The sequence below is a fragment of the Kutzneria buriramensis genome, assembly GCF_003387475.1.
GTDB classification, from domain to species: domain Bacteria; phylum Actinomycetota; class Actinomycetes; order Mycobacteriales; family Pseudonocardiaceae; genus Kutzneria; species Kutzneria buriramensis.
Map to the genome: position 1 here is coordinate 623,539 of NZ_QUNO01000003.1, position 18,350 is coordinate 641,888.

Annotated in this window: 16 protein-coding genes; 7 read left to right on the plus strand and 9 right to left on the minus strand. The window is 71.4% G+C overall.

Features of this window, described 5'->3' with window-relative positions; all coding sequences use genetic code 11:
- Positions 1-6: 6 nt before the first annotated feature.
- Entirely contained in the window at positions 7-1,266 is a 1,260-nt protein-coding gene (locus tag BCF44_RS11285; RefSeq protein WP_116174114.1) for a DNA polymerase IV, read from the minus strand.
- 176 nt (positions 1,267-1,442) lie between these two features.
- Here BCF44_RS11285 and BCF44_RS11290 point away from each other — a divergent pair, with 176 nt between their 5' ends.
- Complete coding sequence (locus BCF44_RS11290) at positions 1,443-2,687, plus strand: S53 family peptidase (RefSeq protein ID WP_116174115.1); 1,245 nt, start codon at positions 1,443-1,445, stop codon at positions 2,685-2,687.
- Between the two features lie 22 nt (positions 2,688-2,709).
- Here BCF44_RS11290 and BCF44_RS11295 read toward each other — a convergent pair whose 3' ends face one another.
- Positions 2,710-3,429 carry a class I SAM-dependent methyltransferase gene (locus BCF44_RS11295; protein ID WP_116174116.1) on the minus strand — a complete coding sequence of 240 codons (720 nt, stop codon included), beginning with the start codon at positions 3,427-3,429 and terminating at the stop codon, positions 2,710-2,712.
- A gap of 68 nt (positions 3,430-3,497) precedes the next feature.
- Between BCF44_RS11295 and BCF44_RS11300 the strand changes: the two genes are divergently transcribed.
- From BCF44_RS11300 to BCF44_RS11315, 4 genes are all read left to right on the plus strand, one after another.
- A complete protein-coding gene (locus BCF44_RS11300) occupies positions 3,498-4,433 on the plus strand; it encodes a ParA family protein (protein WP_116174117.1) in 936 nt (311 codons plus the stop codon).
- 1 nt (position 4,434) lies between these two features.
- The gene (locus tag BCF44_RS11305) at positions 4,435-5,232 is read left to right on the plus strand and encodes an Fpg/Nei family DNA glycosylase (protein ID WP_116174118.1); all 798 of its coding nucleotides are present in this window, start codon (positions 4,435-4,437) and stop codon (positions 5,230-5,232) included.
- A 264-nt stretch (positions 5,233-5,496) separates the two neighbouring features.
- Positions 5,497-6,972, plus strand: coding sequence for a peroxidase family protein (locus tag BCF44_RS11310; protein ID WP_211352977.1), 1,476 nt, complete (start codon positions 5,497-5,499; stop codon positions 6,970-6,972).
- Positions 6,973-7,156: 184 nt separating this feature from the next.
- The gene (locus BCF44_RS11315; protein ID WP_116174119.1) at positions 7,157-7,570 is read left to right on the plus strand and encodes a hypothetical protein; all 414 of its coding nucleotides are present in this window, start codon (positions 7,157-7,159) and stop codon (positions 7,568-7,570) included.
- Here the strand turns inward: BCF44_RS11315 and BCF44_RS11320 are convergent.
- Positions 7,555-8,748 carry a tetratricopeptide repeat protein gene (locus tag BCF44_RS11320; protein WP_116174120.1) on the minus strand — a complete coding sequence of 398 codons (1,194 nt, stop codon included), beginning with the start codon at positions 8,746-8,748 and terminating at the stop codon, positions 7,555-7,557. The two genes, BCF44_RS11315 and BCF44_RS11320, sit on opposite strands and share 16 nt — an antisense overlap.
- A 115-nt stretch (positions 8,749-8,863) precedes the next feature.
- Here BCF44_RS11320 and BCF44_RS11325 point away from each other — a divergent pair, with 115 nt between their 5' ends.
- A complete protein-coding gene (locus tag BCF44_RS11325; RefSeq protein ID WP_116174121.1) occupies positions 8,864-9,883 on the plus strand; it encodes a quinone-dependent dihydroorotate dehydrogenase in 1,020 nt (339 codons plus the stop codon).
- Between the two features lie 60 nt (positions 9,884-9,943).
- On the opposite strand, the gene BCF44_RS11330 is transcribed toward BCF44_RS11325, so the two are convergent.
- The 6 genes from BCF44_RS11330 to BCF44_RS11355 form a co-directional block, all read right to left on the minus strand.
- Positions 9,944-11,929 (minus strand): S53 family peptidase, encoded by a 1,986-nt coding sequence (locus tag BCF44_RS11330; protein ID WP_170217475.1) that lies wholly within the window; start codon positions 11,927-11,929, stop codon positions 9,944-9,946.
- Positions 11,930-12,108: 179 nt separating this feature from the next.
- Positions 12,109-13,362 carry a uracil-xanthine permease family protein gene (locus BCF44_RS11335; RefSeq protein ID WP_116174123.1) on the minus strand — a complete coding sequence of 418 codons (1,254 nt, stop codon included), beginning with the start codon at positions 13,360-13,362 and terminating at the stop codon, positions 12,109-12,111.
- A gap of 229 nt (positions 13,363-13,591) precedes the next feature.
- Positions 13,592-14,410, minus strand: a complete 819-nt coding sequence (gene pspM, locus BCF44_RS11340; protein WP_116174124.1) for a phage shock envelope stress response protein PspM — start codon at positions 14,408-14,410, stop codon at positions 13,592-13,594.
- A 24-nt stretch (positions 14,411-14,434) separates the two neighbouring features.
- On the minus strand, positions 14,435-15,271 hold the full coding sequence (locus tag BCF44_RS11345; RefSeq protein WP_116174125.1) for a PspA/IM30 family protein: 837 nt from the start codon (positions 15,269-15,271) through the stop codon (positions 14,435-14,437).
- A gap of 127 nt (positions 15,272-15,398) precedes the next feature.
- Positions 15,399-15,959, minus strand: a complete 561-nt coding sequence (locus BCF44_RS11350) for a hypothetical protein (protein WP_116174126.1) — start codon at positions 15,957-15,959, stop codon at positions 15,399-15,401.
- A gap of 39 nt (positions 15,960-15,998) precedes the next feature.
- Positions 15,999-16,427 carry a helix-turn-helix domain-containing protein gene (locus tag BCF44_RS11355; protein ID WP_116174127.1) on the minus strand — a complete coding sequence of 143 codons (429 nt, stop codon included), beginning with the start codon at positions 16,425-16,427 and terminating at the stop codon, positions 15,999-16,001.
- Positions 16,428-16,810: 383 nt separating this feature from the next.
- Here BCF44_RS11355 and BCF44_RS11360 point away from each other — a divergent pair, with 383 nt between their 5' ends.
- Positions 16,811-18,349 carry a DUF2142 domain-containing protein gene (locus BCF44_RS11360; protein WP_116174128.1) on the plus strand — a complete coding sequence of 513 codons (1,539 nt, stop codon included), beginning with the start codon at positions 16,811-16,813 and terminating at the stop codon, positions 18,347-18,349.
- Position 18,350: the final 1 nt, after the last annotated feature.

Consider the following 18,350-nt stretch of genomic DNA (forward strand, 5'->3'; position numbering starts at 1 on the left):
GTGAATTCAACCACGATCTTTCGACGTTGTGCGCCCCAGCAATGACGCTGGGCGAACGGCCGCGCCGCCGAATCGGGAACGTGCCGAGTCGGCGGCCTGGTCCGCTTCCCGCCAGCCCCGCTCGGGCGCGTCGATGAGCAGTTGTTCACCGATCTCGGACGCCTGCGCCAATTGCTCCACCCGTACGCCGATCAGCCGAACGGCGCCATACGGAACGTTCTCGAGGAGTAGTTTCACGGCGGCTTGATAGACCTCCTGGGTGACATCCGTGGCCACCGGCAGGGTGCGCGATCGCGTGATGGTGGTGAAGTCCTCGAACCGCACCTTGATCGACACGGTCCGGCCGCGCAGCCCCCGCGCCCGCAGCGTCGTCGCGGTCCGCTCGGACAGGTGCAGCAGCTCCCGCTTGAGCAGCTCCCGGTCGTGGTGGTCGACCTCGAACGTCTCCTCGGCGCCGATGGACTTCTCCGCCGAGTCCGGCACCACCGGCCGCGAGTCGAACCCGTTGGCCAGCGCGTACAGGTGATCGGCCGCCGCCACCCCGACCACGCGCCGCAGCCGCGTCACCGGCGCGGCCGCCACGTCTCCGACGGTCTTCAGGTCGATCCGGTCCAGCGCCTCGGCGGTGCGGCCGCCGACGCCCCACAGCGCCGACACCGGCAGCGGGTGCAGGAACTCCAGCATCTGTGGCTTGGGCACCACCACCATGCCGTCCGGCTTGGCCAGGCCCGAGGCCAGCTTGGCGACGAACTTGGTGGACGCCACTCCGACCGAGCAGTTCACCCCGGTCCCGGCCAGCACGTCCTCGCGCAGCTTCGCGCCGATCCGCGACGGCGTCGTGCGCAGCCGCCGCAGCGCGCCGGAGACGTCCAGGAACGCCTCGTCCAGGCTGAGCGGCTCGACCAGCGGCGTGATCTCCCGGAACAGGTTCATGACCGTGCGGGACGCCTCGGTGTACAGGGAGAAGGTTGGCGGGATGAACACCGCGTGCGGGCACAGCCGGCGGGCGCGCGTGGTCGGCATCGCCGAGCGCACGCCGAAGCCGCGGGCGATGTAGTTGGCCGACGACACCACGCCCCGGTTGCCGGTGCCGCCGACGATCACCGGTTTGTCCCTCAGCTCCGGCCGCTCCCGGATCTCCACCGACGCGTAGAAGGCGTCCATGTCGACGTGCAGGATCGGGCAGCCGTCGTCGTCCGGCCACACGGTGTCCGAGACTCGGAACCGCTCCACCAGGCCGCGCGGCAGGTTCCCGCTGCGCCCCATTGCCCACACCCCTCGATCACACGTTCGACGTTGTCGCGCCGAGTCTAGCGTCGGGGACTGACAAAAACGCAGGTCGTAACTGTGAGTGCCAACAGTCGTTTGGCGGAGTGTCACCCGTGAGGGCGACACGAGACGATCCAGTTTCGGTACGTGACGCGAGTCACCTAGGAGGCGGAATGTCACCCTGCGGCAGATCCCGATTCCTCGCAGTCCTCGCGCTGGCCGCCGCCGCGCTGATACCCCTGTCCTTCGCCGCGCCCGTCGCGCAGGCGGCCCCGCTGCTCTCCGGCGGCCTGGTCGACCTGGGCTGCGCCACGGCGAGCCACGCTCACTTCCACTGCCTGGGCAAGGCGATCAAGTCGCCCAACGGCCCCGGCCCGATGACCGTGACCACCCCCGTCGGCCTCGCGCCGGCCGACATCCAGTCCGCCTACGGCCTCGCCGGCAAGACCTCCGGCGGCCGCACCGTGGCCATCGTGGACGCCATGGACGCGCCCACCGCCGAGGCCGACCTCGCCGTGTTCCGCAGCAAGCGCGGGCTGGCCCCGTGCACCACGGCCAACGGCTGCTTCAAGAAGGTCAACCAGAACGGCGCCACCAGCCCGCTGCCGGCCGGCGACTACGGCTGGGCCGAGGAGATCAGCCTCGACCTGGACGCCGTCTCCTCGACCTGCCCCGACTGCCACATCCTGCTGGTGGAGGCCAGTTCCGCGGACACCGACCCGCTGATGACCGCGGTGGACACCGCCGCCAACACCCCCGGCGTGGTGGCCATCTCCAACAGCTACGGCGGCGCCGAGGACGGCACCATCACCGCCGCCGACGTGCACCTCAACCACCCCGGCATCGCCGTCACGGCGTCGTCCGGCGACTCCGGCTACGGCGTCAGCTGGCCGGCCTCCTCGCCGTACGTCACCGCGGTCGGCGGCACCACGCTGACCAAGGCCGCCGGCACCCCGCGCGGCTGGACCGAGAAGACCTGGTCCGGGGCCGGCAGCGGTTGCTCGACGATCGAGCCCAAGCCGGCGTGGCAGCACGACACCGGCTGTGCCAACCGCACCGTCGCCGACGTCTCCGCCGACGCCGACCCGGCGTCCGGCCTGGGCATCTACGACACGTACAACAGCTGCGGCACCAGCTCGTTCTGCGACTTCCTGATCGCGCTGGGCCTGGCCCAGGGCGCCGACGGCTGGGTGCAGGTCGGCGGCACCAGCCTGTCGTCGCCGATCATCGCCAGCGTGTACGCGCTGGCCGGCACCTCGGTCAACGCCGGCTCGTACCCGTACGCGCACACGTCCGGGCTCAACGACGTGACCACCGGCAACAACGGCAGTTGCGGCGGCACGTACCTGTGCACCGCGGGCCCCGGTTACGACGGGCCGACCGGCCTGGGCACCCCGAACGGGACGTCCGGGTTCTGACGCGGGCTGTGCCCGCCGGCCGTCACGGCCGGCGGGCCAGCGCGTGCAGCCGGGACGCCACGTCCCGCAGCGGCGGCTGCGTCGCCGCCGCCACCTCCAACTGCGCCAACGCCTCCGCCGTGCCCGGGCTGCCCTCCAGGACCGCGCCCGGCACCAGGTCCGAGACCACGCCGTAGCCCTGGAGCAGCTCCACGTCCAGGCCCGCGGCGCTCAGCGCCGTGCGCAGGGTGTCCACATCGAACCGGCGCTTGAGCGTGTCGCCGGGCAGCTGGCCCTCCGGGTCGTCCAGCAGCTGCCGGGCGTCCACCAGCCGGCCGGCCAGCACCCGGTTGATCAGCGCCGCATAACGGTTCGCCACCAACACGGACACCGCGCCGCCCGGGGCGGCCGCACCGGCCAGCTGGGACAGTGCCGCCGCGAGGTCGTCCACGACCTCCAGCACCCCGTGGCCCAGCACCAGGTCCGCGCCGCCGGCCGGGACCAGTTCGGACAGCGCGTCGCTGTCGCCCTGGACCGCCGTGACCTGCTCGGCCACACCGGCCTCGGCCGCCCGGCGCTGGAGCGTGGCCAGCGCGTTCGGGCTCGGATCGACCACCGTGACCAGGCAGCCGGCCGCGGCCAGCGGCACGGCCCACATGCCGGAACCGCCGCCCACGTCCAGCACGCGGGGCGGCTCGGCGTGGCGGCGGCGCACCGCGGCCAGCTCGGTGTCGAGCGCCAGACGGACGGCATCGGGTCGCATGGGCCCGAGTCTATGGGTGTGCCGGTGTCGTGATCTGCGCGGCTTGTCGGAGACCGTAGGCTGCCCGTGTGCATACGGTTGCGGTGTTGAGCCTCAAGGGCGGTGTCGGCAAGACCACGGTTGCCCTGGGCCTGGCCTCGGCGGCGCTGCGCCGGGGTGTGCGCACCCTGGTGGTGGACCTGGACCCGCAGTGCAACTCGACGGCCACACTGGAGCCGGCCGAGACCGAGGCCACCCTGTTCCACGTGCTCCAGAAGCCGACCCTGGAGGTCGTGCGCGCGGCGATCGCGCCCAGCGGCTGGGGCGAGGGCGTGGACGTGCTGGTCGGCGCCGAGGAGGTCGAGGGGCTCAACCACCCCGACCCCGGCACCAACAAGCTCAGCCGGCTGGAGAAGGCGCTGGCCACCGTGCACGACATGCTGGAGGAGGACGAGCAGCCGTACCAGCTGGTGCTGCTGGACTGCCCGCCCTCGCTGGGCCAGCTCACCCGGTCCGCGCTGGTCGCCGCCGACCGAGCGCTGCTCGTCACCGAGCCGACGATGTTCGCGGTGTCGGGCGTGCAGCGGGCGTTCGAGGCCGTGCAGGCCGAGCGGGAGGAGCACAACCCCGACCTCCAGCCGCTCGGCGTGGTCGTCAACCGGGTGCGGCCACGGTCGCACGAGCACCAGTTCCGCATCGACGAGCTGCGGGACATCTTCGGGCCGCTGGTGATGCCGGTCGCGCTGCCCGACCGGCTCGCCGTGCAGCAGGCCCAGGGCGCGTGCATGCCGATCCACATGTGGAACACGCCCGGCGCGCGGGAAGTGGCCCTGGCGTTCAACCTGCTGCTGGCGCGGGTGCTCCGGTCAAGCCGGAGGCGGACCCGCTCGGTCTTCGCCCAGGCCGAGGAGGAGGCCGTCGAAGAGGTCGAAACCGTGGAGGAGCAGACCGTCGAGGCCCCTGGGCCGGCCGCCGAGCCGGGCCCCGTCGGCCGGCCGCAGTTCATGGAACCGCACCTGCCCTGACATGCCCGAAGGGGACACGGTCTTCCTCACCGCGCACCGGCTGCACGACGCACTCGCCGGCAACACGTTGACGCGCGGGGAGATCCGCCACCCCTCTCTGTCCACAGTGGACCTCGCCGGCCGGGTCGTCGCCGGAGTCGGCTCCGTCGGCAAGCACATCCTCACCCGCCTCGAGGACGGCCTCAGCCTGCACAGCCATCTGCGGATGGACGGCAGCTGGCACCTCTACCGCCCCGGCGAGTCCTGGCGCCGGCCGTCCCACCAGATCCGGGCCATTCTGTCCACTTCGGACCGTGTCGCCGTCGGATTCCTGTTGCACGATCTGGAGTTGCTGCCGACCGCCGAGGAGTCTCGGCTGGTCGGCCACCTGGGACCCGATCTCCTGCACCCCGACTGGGACGCCGACATGGCCGCGGAGGCCACCCGCCGGCTGGCCGCCGACCCGTCCCGCCAGATCGGGTTGGCGCTGCTCGACCAGCGGGTGATGGCCGGGGTCGGCAACCTGTACAAGGCCGAGGTCTGCTTCCTGCTCGGCGTCTCTCCCTGGTCCCCGGTGTCCGCCGCCGACCCCGCCCGCGCCGTCGCCCTGAGCCACAAGCTGTTGCTGCGCAACGCCTGGCGTCCCGAGCAGTCGACCACCGGCGAACTGGCCCGGGGCCGGCAGCACTTCGTCTACGAACGCCAGGGCAAGCGGTGCCTGCGGTGCGGCCACACCATCGTCCGGGCCGTCCAGGGCAGCGGCCTCCAGCAGCGCCCGACCTGGTACTGCCCGCACTGCCAGCCGGGGCCCACCTCCTGAGCACGGGAAACCAGGTCACGAAGTCCACAATGGACGGTATTTGTCTCCCCTGGGCGGCAACGATTGTGTGCCTCCCGGTTCTCAGCGTATCCACATGTATCCACCGCCGCCGCGTGTACTCTTGACGTCACGGGGGATCTTTCCTGCACGGCCGATGACCACGGGGGTGACCGGCCGGAGGTCCGCGACACGAGTTCGCACACGCACGCCGATGACGCGCGCCCTGGGGGAGGGCGTCGTCGGCGCACGGTTCTAGGGGGTTCCGTGACGACGCAACATGGTTTCGAGGTCCGCGGTCTGGACGTGCCCCGCGGCGCGGCGCCGCCGACGGGTCGGTTCGGCCGGATGTTCCCGACGCTGCCCGGGCGCCCGCCGACGGGCCTGGAGATGGCGGAGCGGTTCGGCCTGCCGGGCGGGCTGATGGACGGCGGCGACACGACCAGCCAGCAGGACAGCCCCACGCTGGACGCGGGCTTCACGTTCCTGGGCCAGTTCATCGACCACAACATCACCTTCGACGTGACCGGCAACCTGGGCCGGCAGGTCGACCCGGAGGCGACGACCAACTTCCGGCCGCCGATGCTGGACCTCGACCACCTGTACGGCTCGGGCCCGTTCGCGAGCCCGCTGCTGTACGACACCGATTCGCACAACACGAAGCTGGTGCTGTCGCCGGACGGCGTCGACCTGGGCCGCACCGCCGCCGGGGTGGCGCTGATCGGCGACCCCCGCAACGACGAGAACCTGCTGCTCAACCAGACCCACCTGGCGTTCATCAAGTTCCACAACCGGGTGGTGGACGGGCTGCGCGACGGCGAGATCACCGACGTGTTCGGCAACCGGTTCCCGCCGCCGCCCGCGGACGACCCGAACCCGCCGGCCAACGCGTCGATCGCCGACCTGCTGAGCGTGCGCACCTACTGGGACGACCTGTTCGCGGCGGCGCAGCAGATCGTACGCTGGCACTACCAGTGGATCATCGTGCACGAGTACCTGCCGCTGGTCTGCGGCCAGGACGCGGTGGACCGGATCGACCGGCACGGCCTGCGGTTCTTCGATCCGGGCGGCCACCCGTTCATCCCGGTGGAGTTCGCGGTGGCGGCGTTCCGCTTCATGCACCCGACGATCCGCTCCGACTACGCCGTCAACGACAAGTTCACGCTGCCGCTGTTCCCGTCGGACTTCACCGAGCCCGCCCCGACGGATCCGCAGCAGCGCACCGACCTGCGCGGCGGCCCGGTGGCCCCGGAGTTCGCGCTGGACTTCCGGCACTTCTACACGATCGACGGCTCGCGGCCGCAGCGAGCCAAGCGGATCGAGGCGAAGCTGAACGTGCGGCTGCTCGACCTGCCGCCGATCACGGACGTGCCGGTGGAGATCGGCCGCCAGCTGCGCTCGCTGGTGGTGCGCAACCTGCTGCGCAGCGAGGTGCAGCAACTGCCGTCCGGCCAGGACATCAGCCGCAAGATCGGCCAGGTGCCGCTGACCGACGCCGAACTGGCCACCACCGGGCCGATCTACCTCTGGTACTACATCCTCAAGGAGGCGGAGGTCCGCCACGGCGGCGGCCGGCTCGGCGCGGTCGGCGGCCTGATCGTCAGCGAGGTGCTGGTGGGCCTGCTCGACGCCGACCCGACCTCGTACCGCTCCACGTACCCGATCTGGACGCCGACGCTGGCCGACAGCGAGGGCCGGTTCGGCATGGCCCAACTGCTCCGCTTCGCGGGTGTGGTGGAGTGATGTCCCGGGAGCTGTTGTTCGCGCCGTTCGGCTTCCGGCTCGACGACTACGGCCGGCTGGACGTGCCGGCCGGCGCGCAGGGCATGGCGGTCGACTGAAGGGCCTCGGGGGGCGAGGTTTGCCACCACTGGCCTCGCCTCCCCGCTGCTACGGTGATCTGATCGCCGTGATGAGGGGTGACCGCATGGACCCGATCATGACCACGATCGCCGCCGCGCTGGCCAAGGAAGCCGTCACTTCCGGCAAGCAGGCACTGGGCAAACTCCTCGAACGGGTGAAGGAGCGGTTCGCGAAGGACCCCGGCTCGGAGATCGTGCTGGCCTCCGCGCAGGAGAACCCGGACGACACCAAGTGGGTCGACGCGCTGGCCAGGGTGTTGGACCGGACGGGTGAAGCGGATCCGGAGTTCGCGGCGGAGCTGCGAGAGCTGTGGGCGGCGGCCAAGCCGGAGGTCCACTCCGTCGAGCAGACCGCGAGCGGTCACGGCGTGAACAACTCCAACTCCATCAGCGGCAAGGTCATCGGCAACGTCGTGCAGGCCTACAAGATCACCGGCGATATACACGGCACGGCCGGGACTGATCAGCCGAGCTGGTGAAGTCGTTGGCGGGCAACGGTTTCGCGAGGATGCTCCAGCACGTGCAGGATGGCGTGCGCCCGGCCGGCCTCGTCCCGCGCCACGGCGCGGTCGCCGAGCCGCTCGTGGGCCTGGCTGAGCAGGCCGCGCACCACCGCCTCCGGCACCATCCGGTGCATCTCCACCATCACCCGTAACGCCCGGGCCAGCTCGGCGGCGGCCTTGGCCGGCTCGCCGGCACGCAGGAAGGTCTCGCCGACACTGGTCAGCACCAGCGCCTCGTGGTAGCGGTCCTCCTTGTCCTGCACGTGTTTCAACGCCGTGCCGAGGTCGGCGAACGCCTCGTCGTGACGGCCGAGCGCGGCCAGGATCCGGGCGCGGAGGTGGCTGAGCAACCGGTCGTGCGGGGCAAGGGCGGCCGCCCGCTCGACGCAAGCCAGCGCCTCGTCGTACTCGCCGAGGCCGTAGTGCGCCAGCGCGAGCGACTCCAGGTCGGTGGCCAGTCCCTGCTGGTGGTCGGGCGGTTCAACGGCTATGGCAGCGGTGAATTCCTCCTTGGCGGCGGCGAAATCGTCCAGCTCGCAGTGGCGCAATCCCAGCTGGCAGCGCATCCGGGCCTCGGCCCGCCGGTCGCCGCGGCGGATCGCCGCCCGCACCGCGATCTCGTCCACCGCCTTCCAGTCCGCGTACAGCGCGCGGTGGAAGTGCAGGCCCCACAACGCCTCCGCCAGCGCCAGCACCGCATCGTCCATTTCGGACTCGTACGCGGCCGTGGCCACCTGCACGAAGTTGGCCCGGTCCGGCTCCAGCCAGTCCATCGCCTCGCTCTCGTCGCCGGGAAAGGCCGGCACGTGCGCGTATCGAGGGCTCAGCCGCCACCGGTGCGGCGAGATCACCTTGTCCGCGGCGGTCGCACGGTCCACGTGCCACCAGACGATCGACGTCAGGGCAGCCAGCCGGTCGGCGTTGCTGTCGGTGCGGTCCGACTGCTGCAAGGCATGTCCGTGCGCCAGCGCGCTGTACGAGTAGCGGCCGCCGTGCGCCGCCCGCAGCAGCCCGGCTTCCTCCAGCGTGCCGAGCAGGTTCTCGCCCTGCGGGTCGAGCGCGCCGGCCAGCCTTCCGTCGAAGTCGGCGCCGGGGTGCATGGCGAGCAGCCGGTACAGGCGGGCGGCGGCGGGCGGCAGGCTCAGGTACGACACCCCGACAGTCTGCGCTCCCCCGACCGAGGCGATCGACCCTTCTGAAAAGGTCTGCTGCGTCACAGCACCGGAGGCGGTGTCCACGGGCCGCCCGTGACCAGGCACGATAGGAGCCGTGGTGTACAAGCAACTGGTCCGCAGGACGCTGTTCCGGTTCGGTGGGGGCGACCCCGAGGTGGCCCACGAGCGCACGATGGGCGTGTTGCGCCGGGTCGGCGCGATGCCGCCGGTGCTGTCGGCGCTGCGCGCCCGGTACGCGGTGGTGGCGCCGCGGACCGTGTTCGGCGTGCGCTTCCCCAACCCGGTGGGGCTGGCCGCCGGCATGGACAAGGACGGCGTCGCCCTGCCGGCGTGGCCGGCGCTCGGCTTCGGCTTCGTCGAGGTCGGCACCGTCACCCGGCACGCCCAGCCGGGTAACGACCGGCCGCGGCTGTTCCGGCTGCCGGACAGCGAGGCCGTGATCAATCGGATGGGCTTCAACAACCGGGGCGCGCAAGCGCTTGCGGACCGGCTTGACCGGCTCGGGCCGCTGCCCGTGCCGCTGGGCGTCAGCCTCGGCAAGTCCAAGGTGACGCCGGTGGAGCAGGCCGTCGAGGACTACCGGCACTCGATGCGGGTGCTCGGCCGGCACGGCGACTACTTCGCCGTGAACATCAGCTCCCCCAACACGCCGGGCCTGCGGTCGCTTCAGGACCGGGCCGCGCTGAACGAGCTGCTGGCCGGCGTCCAGGACGAGAACTCCGACCGCAAGCCGCTGCTGGTGAAGATCGCCCCCGACCTGACCGACAGCGCCATCGGCGAGCTGCTGGAGGTCTGCGGCGAGCACGAGATCAGCGGCGTGATCGCCACCAACACCACGCTGTCCCGGGACGGCCTGGCGGCGTCCGACCAGGGCCGGGCGGGCGAGGCCGGCGGGCTGTCCGGACGGCCGCTGGCCGCCCGCGCGCTGGAGGTGGTTCGCCTGGTGCACAAGGAGACCGGCGGCCGGCTGCCGATCATCGGCGTGGGCGGCGTGTTCGACCCGGACTCGGCGCAGCGGATGATCGACGCCGGCGCCGACCTGGTGCAGGTCTACACCGGCTTCATCTACGAGGGCCCCGGCCTCATCCGCAAGATCAACCGTTCCCTGCGCTGAACATGCGTGTGGCGCCTGCCCCGGGAGAGTCGGGCAGGCGCCACACGGTCAGGCGATGCGTCAGATCAGGCCCAGGAACAGCAGGCCGTTGGGCGTGCCCAGACCGGTGACGTTGTCGTAACCGCGAGCGGTCTGGATCGTCTGGTCGGGGTTGTTGAACGAACGGACCGTGCGAACGAAGCCGTTCGAGTCGTCGATGCCGTTGGCGTAGTCGACGCGCACCTCACCGGCGCCGGTGATCGGCTTGACGTCGGTCACCGCCGGGGTGTGCGACAGCGCCTTGTACAGCCACGGGTTGATGAACCCGTGCCGGCCGCCGAACTGGTCGGCGACGGCCATCAGGCCGGCCATCAGGGGCGACGCGAGGCTGGTGCCGCCGATGCGGTACTCGCCGTACTTGACGCTGCCGTCCGGGAAGGTCTGCGTGAGGCCGATCAGCATGCCGGTGGTCGGGTCGGCGTCCATCGAGATGTCCGGCACGACACGGCCGCGGGCGTTGCCGGTCTGGTTCTGCTTGGCCAGCGCGTCCGGCACGACACCCTTCTGGTAGTTCGGCTCCGGGAACAGCACCGAGGTGCCGCCGCCCGCGCCGTACAGCCATTTGCCCGGCGCGGCCGGGGCCCAGGCGCCGTTGGTGAGCGTGGACTTGCCGGTGGACCAGCCGGTCTCCAGCACCTTGTCGCCGTCGCGGCCGATGCCGAGGCTGGTGCCGCCGACCGCGGTCACCCACGGGCTGGATGCCGAGAAGTCCGCCGACGGCTTGGGCAGCGCGTGGCTCTCGTCGCCGCTGTCGCCGGAGGAGAAGTACAGGCCGATGCCCTCGGCGGCGGCCTGGGTGGCGATCGACTCGAACGCCTTCACCTCGTCGGCCGGGATGTCCTCACCCTGGTCGCCGTAGGAGTTGGAGACGATCTGGGCCAGGTTGCCGGCCACGATCCGGTTCAGCGCCGCGTCCAGCGAGGAGCAGTCCGCGCCACCCACGTAGAGGATGTTCGCAGCGGGCGCCATGGCGTGGACGGCCTCGACGTCCAGACTCTGCTCGCCGTACCAGCCGGAGGCGTCGCACTGCGACGGGTCCTCGGAGCCGGGGGTGGGCGGGTAGACGAACTGGCTGTACTGCGACTGCTTGAGCGGGTGCGCCGGGTCGTTGCGCTTGGCGTACTCGGCGGCGTCCTGGTACAGCGTCGGCGAACCGAACGCGTCCACGATCGCCACCGTGGTGCCACGGCCGTCGAGGCCGAAACGACCGGCCACGTCGAGCTGGTCGGCCGCACGCAGCTGGCCCGGGGTGTAGCCGCACACGGCGTAGGGCAGCTGCTTGCCGCCGTAGGCCGGGTCGGTGGTGTCGGTCTTCTGCCCGAAGTAGTCCGAGCACGGCCGCGCGTTCACGAACGCGGCGGGCGGCGGCGCGACCGCCGGCGAGGCGGCCTTCGGCTGCGCGACGGCGTTCGGCGCGGCGTCACCGGCGGCGCCCACGTGCTGGGGCTTGAGCAGCGCGGTGGCCTGGTCGATGTTGACGATGCCGGAGACCAGCGACGCGACCGAGTTCGGCACCGACAGCGGGCGGTCCTGCGAACGCAGGGTCTTGCCCTTGACGCTGTACTCGCCCAGCTGGACGCCGAAGGCCTTCTGGACCTGGTCCACCGAGCCCGAGGCCTCGATGTAGGCGTTGTTGGACGGCACCGAGCCGGCGGTGAAGCCGGCGGAGGTGAGCCAGTTGCGGACCGCGCCGACCGTGGCTGCGGTGGGCGCGAAGCGGGAACGCACCTGGTCGGCGGTGAGGAAGTGCTTGTACGACGCGCTGGTCGGGTCGGACACGGCGGCCGCCGCGGCCTCCAGCCCGGCCTGGTCGGCGAGCTTCAGGTACACCCGGAAGGTCACGTTGCTCGCCGCGGCGGCGGTGCCGACCTTGGCGTTGGGGGTGGCCCACACCGGGTGCGAGTCCGGGATCTCGGACTGCCCCGCCGCGGCGGCCGACGGCACGAGGCTGGTCATGCCGGCCCCGGCCATCGTCAGCGCGAGCAGGAACGCTGGAGTTCTTCGCACGAAAACGCCCCTTCTCCAAGAACCCGCGGCAAAAGCCGCGGGACGGAAATCAACCCCCGGGCGGAATGGGTTCCCGCGGCCCACCCAACACGGGACGCCAGGAAGGCTAACCCTGAGGGGAACCTGAGGAGAACAGGGAGATTTTCAATGTGATCGCGGTTTTTAACAGAACCAATCGATCAGCCGCGAGCGGCCCTCAGCGTTCGGAGCAGGGGGTGCCCGACCACGATGAGCAGCGAACCCCAGGCGATGCCCCCGAGCGCGACGCCTCCGACGGACACGGTCAGATTGCCGACGCCGGCCACCAGTGCGGCGCCCGCGATCATCAGGTTCACGGGATTGAGGAGATCGACCCGGTTGTCCAACCAGATGCGCACGCCCACCAACGCGATCAAGCCGTAGAGCAGAACCATCGCGCCGCCGAGAACGCCGGCCGGCATGGTGTTGAGCAGCGTCCCGAATTTCGGGCAGAAAGACAGCACTATCGCCCCTGCCCCGGCGACCACGTAGGCGGCGGTCGAGTAGACCTTGGTGGCGGTCATCACGCCGATGTTCTCGGCGTACGTGGTGGTGCCGGAGCCGCCGCCGAGCCCGGCCAGGGCCGTGGACAGGCCGTTGGCGATCAGCGCGTCGCCGACGCTGCCGTCCAGGTCACGGCCGGTCACCGCGGCGACCGCCTTGACGTGCCCGACGTTCTCCGCGACCAACACGACCACTACCGGCAGCACCGCGAGCACCACGTTGGGCCGCAGCTCCGGCCCCGTCAGCTGGGGAAAGCCGAACCAGGCGGCGTTGGCCACCTCGCCCAGCCGACCGGCGTCCAGCCCGCCGGTCACCGCGGCGACCAGCCACCCGACGAGCATGCCGATCAGCACCGACGCGCGGGACAGCAGGCCGCGGCCGAGCACGCCGCAGAGCAGGATGACGGCCAGCGTGATCACGCCGAGCCAGGGTTGGTCCTGGAAGTTGCGGGTGGCGGTCGGCGCGAGGTTGAGCCCGATCAGCATCACGACGGCGCCGGTGACCACCGGCGGCATGAGCGACTCCAGCAGCCGCACGCCGAGCGCCTTGACGGCGATGCCGACGAACACCAGCAGCAGACCCGCGGCGAGCACGCCGCCGAGCTGCGCCGCCAGGCCGTCCATCCGGGAGGCGGCCAGCGGGGAGATGAACGCGAACGAGGAGCCGAGGTAGCTGGGCACCCGGTTGCGGGTGAGCACCAGGAACATGAGCGTGCCCACGCCGGAGAACAGCAGCGTGGTGGCGACCGGGAAGCCGGTGCTGGCCGGTACGAGAACGGTGGCGCCGAACATGGCCGCGACGTGCTGGAGGCCGAAACCCGCGGTCAGCGGCCAGCTCAGCCGCTCCTCGGGGGCCACCACCTCGCCGTCCGTCACACGACGCCCGTCGCCGTGCACGGTCCACAACGCCACGTCGACCTCCCCGAGGGTCTGGCCTGCCCAAGGGCCTGGGCTACGCTGCCTCGCCCGATCCTGCCACGGCGGGTAGTGGTCTCGGCTAGGTAACGAACTGATAATCACACATTTGCCTGAAGAATCTCCGCCGGCACGCACAATGTGCCAACAAATCAGTCACGTGCGGTCACCAGTCACGGGATAGTGGCCACCCCTGAGCCCGAACGGCGCAGCAGGACGGCACCGATCAGCGGAAGTCGTCCGAACCGGACAGTTCACGCAGCGCCGAGGCCAGCCCGGACAGCCGGTCGCTGGCGTCGAGCAGCGCGTCGTTGGGCGTGACGGAGCCGCTGGCGATGACCGCCTGGCCGGCGGTGCCGATCAGCGCGAGATAGCCGTCGAGGCCCTCGTCGAGGCGGCGGCGCAGGTCGGCGACGCCCTGGTCGAGCGGGCCGCGCTGGGACAGCGGCGCGAGGTCCCGGGCCCGTTCCACGGCGGACAGCTGGGCGGCGACGGCGCGCAGCGCGGTCGCGGCCTCGGTGGCGGATTCCTGCGCGTGGGCCAGCGATTGGGCCGGCAGCGGGGCGAGGCCGCCGGGACGCGGCGTGCCCAGCTGGACCAGCAGCTCGGCGAGGCCGGCCTCGGCCTCGGCCAGCCGGCGCATCGGCTCGCGGGCGGCGGACCCGGCCGCGGGCAGCCGGACCGGCGGCGGCATGGCGGCCGGCAGCGGCTGGCGGTGCAGCGCGACCAGCTTGCGCACGGATCCGGTGGTGCAGAAGGCGAACACGGCGGTCACGGCCATCGCGGTGATGCCGTTGAAGGACAGCAGCGAGTTGCCGGCCGCGTCGATGCCGATCCAGAGGCCGCCGAGGGCGGTGGTGCCGGTCCACGCGGCGGTGGACCGCTTGGCCCGGCGACGGCGACGCAGCAGCTTGGCGCGGGGGTCGCGCCAGCTCGCCACCTTGGTGCGGACGGAATCGGCGACCGGACCACGCAGCTGCTCGCCGACCGTTTGACCGAGCCTGATCAGCTCGCCCAGGTCGCGCCTGCGCGGTCCGGCCGCCATCGCCCTACTCCCCCGTCATGCCGCTCAGGACTGCTGCTTCTCCTGCTGCACCCGCGCGGCGATCTCCTGCTGGATGCTGGCCGTCGCCGGGCTGACCGCGGGCGTCGAGGCGCCGCCGGTGACCTCGCCGGCCACCGAGCCGCCGCGCAGCGAGGCGCGGATCTGCTCCAGCCGGGCGTTGCCGGCCATCTCCGTGGTGGACGCCTGGACCTCCAGCATGCGGCCCTGCACCGAGTTGCTGGCCAGCTCGGCCGAGCCCAGCGCGGTGGAGTACCGCTTCTCGATCTTGTCGCGGACCTCGTCCAGCGACGGCACGTTGCCGGGGGCGGCCAGCTCGCTCATCTGGTTGAGCGACTTGGACACCTGCTCCTGCATCTTGGCCTGCTCCAGCTGGCTGAGCAGCTTGGTGCGCTCGGCCAGCTTCTGCTGGAGCATCATCGCGTTGCGCTCGACGGCCGTCTTCGCCTGCCCGGCCGCCTGGAGGGCCTGGTCGTGCAGGGTCTTGAGGTCCTCGATGTTCTGCTCGGCCGTCACGAGCTGCGTGGCGAAGGACTGCGCCGCCTGCTCGAACTGCTGCGCCTTGGCCTCGTCGCCCTTGGACCGGGACTCGTCGGCGAGCACCAGCGACTGGCGCGCCGAGGCCTGGAGCTTCTCCACCTCGCCCAGCTGCCGGTTCAGCTTCATCTCCAGCTGCCGCTGGTTGCCGATGACGGCCGCGGCCTGCTGGGAGAGCGCCTGGTGCTGCTTCTGGGCCTCCTCGATGGCCTGTTGGATCTGCACCTTCGGATCGGCGTTCTCGTCAATCTTGGCGGAGAACGCCGCCATCAGGTACTTCCAAGCCTTCACGAAAGGGTTGGCCATCTCCTCCGCCTGCCTTCTGCTTACTCCTGGATGTGCGCGAACGCCGCGACCAGGCCAACGAGCCGGTGGCGGTGCGGGTTCCATCGTGTCAGGTGAGCTGGGCCGCTACCACCGACCCCGCCGAATATCAGGGTGGGCCCTGAGCGGGAACCCCGGGCAGCTCCCGGGCCAGCACCCTGACCTGAGCCAGGGCGGCGCGCAGTTCCACCAGCTCAGCGGCCGGATTCGGACCGTCGGGGTGGCCCGAATCACGAACTCGTTCCAACCCGGTGACGCACGCGTGCAGGCGTGTCGTCAGCGCGTCGCGGGTCGCGCGCAGTCGCTCCGCGGTAGCCAGACGATCACTCACCGCACGATAGGCCTCGGTCATCGGCGGTCCGCCGGACTCGTCGGCGAGGCGGGCGGCCAACTGGTCACGGGTCCGGCGCAGGCGCGCGGCGTGCAGCGCCGCCAGCGTCCGGTTGATCGCGTCGATGTCGGCCGCCGCGGCGCGCATCTCAACCAGCACGCCGACGGCGTCCTCGGTGTGCAGCTGTTCGACCGCCACCACGGCGCGGTCCACCCATTCGACGTCGAGCCGGCGCTCCCGGACCGGCGGGCCCGTCCGGGCGACGGGCCTGCGCCTGGTCAGCACCAGCAGCGATCCGGCGGCGACGGCCAGCAGCACCACGACCACCAGCAGCGCCACCAGCTCGAACTCGTCCAGGGTGGAGCGCCTCCTCCCGTGCTACGCGGCGACCACGACCTCTCCCCGCGGCGGGGTCAGGGTGGGCAGCCGGTGGGTGAGCACCGGTTGGAGCCGGATGTCGCTGAGCTTGTCCCCCACGGACTCGGACAGCAGGCGGCCGCCCTCGTACGGGGCGTCGGCGTGCTCCCGCGACTTCACGGCGTCGTCCGCGGTCGGCGCGTTGGCCACCGCGGCCAGCGCGCTCATGTCGGAGGCGACTGTGTGCAGGAGATCGGCCATCGGCAGGTCCAGCGCGTCGCAGATGGCGGCCAGCAGCTCGCTGGAGGCCTCCTTGCGACCGCGCTCCACCTCGGACAGGTAGCCCAGGCTGACCCGTGCCGAGCGGGACACCTCACGCAGCGTGCGGTGTTGGGTGGTGCGGGTGTGGCGAAGCCGATCACCGATCGCCTCGCGAAGCAGCACAGTCATCGCGCGCCTCCTTCCAGCCGGGCCCGTACCGACCACGTTACCCAGACGGCACCCCCGCTGGCACCGACTTCTCACCACGTACGCCCAAGGCGAACGAGTGAAAGGTCCCGGATGTTCCCCGGGCCACGGTGACCGGCCAAGATCTCCGACAGGCCGTTGACCAGCGCTCGAGCGGCTCCAGGTCCATTCTCCCGCGATCTTGGCAACGCGTCGCGGTGCGCTCCGGTTCACCACACGATCGAGCGGCTCGCCACACTTCGAGACGGGCGATTCGGGCAAGGCCGGCTACCCGCTGTTCACCTGTCGCCGCGCCGAAAGCCGCGCGGACCGCCGTTTCGCGGACCGCTGCGGGGGTGAACGGCGCATACTCTACGATCCCTGGCGTGTCGGAGGCTCTCCTCGCACGGGATGAAGCCGGCGAATCCACCGTCGTCACCTCGGTGCCGACCACGTCGCGATCTCGCCTGGTCCCGGTGCTGATCTTTCTCGGTTTCGCGCTGCTCGGCGCGGCGTGGGCGATGGCCCAGCCGTGGGACGGCGCGCCGGACGAACGCGCCCACATGGTGCGCGCCGTCGGCGTCGTCAGCGGGCAGATCGCGCCGGACGGTTGGACCGCCGTCGGTCCGGTCACCCAGCACGTGCCTTCGGAGCTGAAGTTCGACGCCTGCTTCGCGTTCGACCCCTCGAAGTCGGCCGCGTGCCTCTACGACAAGCAGCCGATCCACGGCCAGATGGTCAACGAGACCACCGCTGCCGGCCGCTACCAGCCGCTGTACTACGCGCTGGTCGGCTGGCCGCTGAGCTGGATGCCGGACAACCTCGGCCTCACGCTGTCCCGGCTGATCGGCGTGCTGCTGTCGGCCGGTTTCGTCGGGTTCGCCGCGCTGGCCGTGGTCCGCTGGGTGCGCCGCCCGCTCATGCTGGCCGGCCTGCTGCTCGCGGTCACGCCGGAGGCGCTGAGCGTCATCGGCGAGATCAACCCCAACGGCCTGGAGATCGCCTCCGCGGTCGCGATGTGGGCGGCGCTGATACCGCTGGTCTTCGAGGACGGGCCGATCGACCGTCGGCTGGTGTGGCTGGCCGGCGTCGCCGCGGCCGTGCTCGCCCTGGTGCGCCCGAACGGCCCGCTGGAGGTCGCCGAGGCCGCCGTCGCGGTGCTGCTGTTCGCCGGCGGGACGCGGCTCAAGCGCTTGTTCACCAGCAAGAAGGTGTGGGCCCTGATCGTCGGCGTCGGCGTGGCCGGGGTCGCCTCGGGCGTGTGGACACTGGTGCTGAAGGCCAACGAGCTGCTCGCCGTCGGCGGGCACAACTGGACGTACGCCCAGGCCCTGCGGGTCGTGATCGCCGACCGGCTGCCCGGCTACGTCGAGGGCATGATCGGCTACTTCGGCTACCTGGACACGGAACTGCCCGCCACCTTCTACTTCGTGTGGCTGGCGGTGACCGGTTTCATCGTGCTGACCGCGATGGTGGTCGGCTCGCGGGCCGACCGGTGGCGAATGATCCTCACCGTGGCGGTCACGTTCGTGCCGATCGCCGCCGGCGACGTCCTCACCGTGCACTCGCTCGGCATGATCATGCAGGGCCGCTACATCCTGCCGGTGTCCGCCGGCATCGTGCTGATGGCCACGCACATCATCAGCCGCAGCGGCGCGGTCAGCGCCCGTCACCAGCGGGCCGCCGTCGGGTTCGTGGCCGGGGTAGTGGCGTTCGAGCAGTTGTGGGCGCTGATGTACGCGATGATCCGGTTCCAGCACGGGCTGAACAGCGAGATCCCGCTGATGAATCCCCTCGACGGCCCCTGGCATCCGGTGATCGGATCGCCGGCGACGCTGGCGCTCGGCGTCGTGGGGGTGGCCGTGCTGCTCGTCGCCGTGCGGACGGCTAAGTTCACCGACGCAACGGCAATCCCGACGAGGTAGG

Excerpts from the sequence above, each read along its gene's own strand:
- BCF44_RS11285 (WP_116174114.1), bottom strand. The coding sequence starts at position 1,266 with ATGGGGCGCAGCGGGAACCTGCCGCGCGGCCTGGTGGAGCGGTTCCGA.
- BCF44_RS11290 (WP_116174115.1), top strand. The coding sequence starts at position 1,443 with ATGTCACCCTGCGGCAGATCCCGATTCCTCGCAGTCCTCGCGCTGGCC.
- BCF44_RS11295 (WP_116174116.1), bottom strand. The coding sequence starts at position 3,429 with ATGCGACCCGATGCCGTCCGTCTGGCGCTCGACACCGAGCTGGCCGCG.
- BCF44_RS11305 (WP_116174118.1), top strand. The coding sequence starts at position 4,435 with ATGCCCGAAGGGGACACGGTCTTCCTCACCGCGCACCGGCTGCACGAC.
- BCF44_RS11315 (WP_116174119.1), top strand. The coding sequence starts at position 7,157 with ATGGACCCGATCATGACCACGATCGCCGCCGCGCTGGCCAAGGAAGCC.
- pspM (WP_116174124.1), bottom strand. The coding sequence starts at position 14,410 with ATGGCGGCCGGACCGCGCAGGCGCGACCTGGGCGAGCTGATCAGGCTC.
- BCF44_RS11345 (WP_116174125.1), bottom strand. The coding sequence starts at position 15,271 with ATGGCCAACCCTTTCGTGAAGGCTTGGAAGTACCTGATGGCGGCGTTC.
- BCF44_RS11355 (WP_116174127.1), bottom strand. The coding sequence starts at position 16,427 with ATGACTGTGCTGCTTCGCGAGGCGATCGGTGATCGGCTTCGCCACACC.